The organism is Synechococcus sp. B60.1 (assembly GCF_047462555.1).
In the GTDB taxonomy this organism is placed as follows: Bacteria; Cyanobacteriota; Cyanobacteriia; order Thermostichales; family Thermostichaceae; genus Thermostichus.
In genome coordinates this window covers 1-2,696 of sequence record NZ_JANSJN010000142.1, presented here as the reverse complement: position 1 = coordinate 2,696, position 2,696 = coordinate 1, and the positions used below count along the sequence as shown (strand labels likewise).

General features: G+C 61.7%; 3 protein-coding genes. 2 read left to right on the top strand and 1 reads right to left on the bottom strand.

The genetic code is table 11. From position 1 onward, the window contains the following. On the top strand, window positions 1-795 hold a 795-nt coding region (hemB, locus tag NW863_RS12270), incomplete at its 5' end, for a porphobilinogen synthase (protein ID WP_414366689.1). A 9-nt stretch (window positions 796-804) separates the two neighbouring features. On the opposite strand, the gene NW863_RS12265 is transcribed toward hemB, so the two are convergent. Beyond that, window positions 805-1,167, bottom strand: a complete 363-nt coding sequence (locus NW863_RS12265) for a hypothetical protein (RefSeq protein WP_414366687.1) — start codon at window positions 1,165-1,167, stop codon at window positions 805-807. Between the two features lie 477 nt (window positions 1,168-1,644). Between NW863_RS12265 and NW863_RS12260 the strand changes: the two genes are divergently transcribed. Then, window positions 1,645-2,574, top strand: a complete 930-nt coding sequence (locus NW863_RS12260; protein WP_414366685.1) for a TIGR01777 family oxidoreductase — start codon at window positions 1,645-1,647, stop codon at window positions 2,572-2,574. Window positions 2,575-2,696 lie beyond the last annotated feature (122 nt).

Below are 2,696 nucleotides of genomic sequence, written 5' to 3'. Positions count from 1 at the left end.
GTGGAGGAGGCGGCCAACTTGGGGATCCCGGCTGTGGCCCTCTTCCCGGTGGTGCCCGAAGAAAAGAAAGACCCCACGGGGCGGGAGTCCTTTAACCCAGAAGGGTTGATCCAGCGGGCGGTGCGGCGGATCAAGCAGGAGATCCCCGAAATCCTGGTGGTGACGGACGTAGCCTTGGATCCTTACAACAGTGACGGCCACGATGGCATTGTGCGGGATGGGGTGATCCTCAACGACGAGACGGTGGAGGTGTTGGTCAAGCAGGCCCTCTCCCAAGCAGAGGCGGGAACCGACGTTGTTGCCCCCTCTGATATGATGGACGGTCGCGTTGGCGCCATTCGCGAAGCCCTAGATGAGCAGGGCTATACCGACGTGGCCATCCTGGCCTACTCCGCCAAGTATGCCTCTGCCTTCTACGGCCCCTTCCGCGATGCCCTGGGATCTGCGCCCAAGTGGGGGGACAAGAAAACCTATCAGATGGATCCCGCCAACGCCCGCGAGGCCCTCAGGGAGGTGGAGCTGGACGAGGCCGAAGGGGCCGATATGGTGATGGTGAAGCCGGCCTTGGCCTACCTGGACATCATCTATCGGGTCAAGGAAGCGACGGATCTGCCCGTGGCCGCCTACAACGTGAGCGGCGAATACGCCATGATTAAGGCTGCCGAGCAAAAGGGCTGGATCGACGGCAAGAAAGTGATGATGGAATCGCTCTTGGCTATGAAGCGAGCCGGCGCTGACATGATCCTCACCTACTTTGCCAAAGAGGTGGCCTTGCTCTTGAAGCAGTCCTACTAGCTAGGTCAGCTACGGTCTCCCAAGCGGCTGGGGAGATTGTCCGATCCAGGCAGGGGAAACATTCTTCTCCTCGTCGGCCACCAGGCTACTGGGATCCACCAGGCGCACCTGGATTTGATCGGGCGGCACGCGGTTGAGACGTTCTTTGATCAGAGCCTGTCGTTGAAGGGGATCCATGCCGCGATCCACTTCTTCCTGCAGCCGAGAAAGCCGGGTTGAGAGAATTTCGATGTGATGCTCCAAAACCTGCAGGCGGTGGTGCTGGGCCAACTGTACTGGCAAGAGACGATACAGGCCGCCGAGGGCAGCCGCGGTAAAGAGGAAGTTTACCCCGATGCGACAGACCACTTCCCAGGTTTGCGGCTCTGGCACCGGTCGTTTCCGCAGATAGGACAAGCTTCTGGAGCGAGAAGCTCGAACGGGGATCGTTGGCTGGCTGGCAACCAGCGCTCCTTGCCTCCCTGCTCGGACTAGGGATCCCTGGGAGCGACTGGAAAGGGGCAGCCCAGGCCCAGCAACCTGCTCCACCTGTAGAGGCAAGGGGCGAGCCGGAGTGCGGGAAGAAGACTTGGGTGCCACGGGTAAAGGGAAGAAGGTAAGGGGATAAGGAACCGCTGCTGCTGCCAGGAAGCGCAGCTAGGGCTTATTGAAGCCGATTTTCCCAGGTATGTCAGGGGCTGGCCCCAGACTTTTTTCTTTTCCGTCTTTTCAGCGCCAACTCGGCATGGCCTGGGCTGGTTTTGCAATTCCCGCAAGACGACCACGGCCAAGACTGCAGACGCGCTAGGCTAGAGGTTCAAGGGGGGAATGCTCTGCACAGATCCCAGGGAGTTGGAGAAGGAAAGTCCTATGCGCATTGCCATCACGGGCGGGAGTGGTTTTATCGGGCGCCGCCTGGTGGCCCGCCTGCTGGAGCGGGGAGATGAGGTGTTGGTCTTGAGCCGCCGCCCTGAGCAGGCCCGCCGCGTTCTGGGAGCATCCCCCAACCTTAAGCTGCTGGGGTACGATCCCTACCAACCGCAAGCCTGGGCCTCAGCTCTGGAAGGGTACGAGGCCGTTGTCAACCTGGCCGGGGAGCCCCTGGCCTCTTCCCGCTGGACAGAAGCCAAGAAAAGAGAAATCCGCCGCAGCCGCGTGGAAACCACCCAGGCTCTCGTCCAGGCTCTTGCCTCCCTCGACCCAAAGCCCCAGGTGCTGATCAACAGCTCGGCAGTGGGTTACTACGGCTCCCGACCCGAAGGGGATCCCCTAACGGAGGCGGCTCCGCCAGGCCAGGGCTTTTTGGCAGAAGTCTGTCAAGCCTGGGAAGCCGCCGCCCGCCCGGCGGAGGAGCTGGGGATCCGCCTGGCCATCCTGCGCACGGGGATTGTCCTGGGGCCCGCTGGGGGAGCCCTGGCCCAAATGCTTGCCCCCTTTCAGTTTTTCCTCGGCGGCCCCCTTGGCTCTGGCAAGCAGTGGGTCTCCTGGATCCACCGCGACGACTGGGTAAGCCTGGTCTGCTTCCTACTGCAGCAGGGATCCGGCGTCTTCAACGCCACTGCCCCCAACCCTGTGCAGATGGAAGAGTTCTGCCGCACTTTGGGACAAGTTTTGGCCCGCCCCTCGTGGCTGCCGGTGCCGGCGCTGGCCCTAGAACTGCTGCTGGGCGAAGCGGCTCAGGTGGTTCTGACGGGGCAGAGGGTGATCCCTCAGGCCGCGCTGCAGCTGGGTTTCACCTTCCAATATCCCCACTTAAAAGAAGCCTTGCAGCAAATCCTCATTCCCCAGGCCAACCGCTAGGCGCAGCTCTCTGGCAAAAAGCGAGAGGCAAGCCCTCACCGCCCCTTCCAAAGATCTGGGGAAGACTCTCTGGATCCCAGCCCTAGAAAGCCTCTTGGAGACAGTAGCCATCCCTAGGGTGA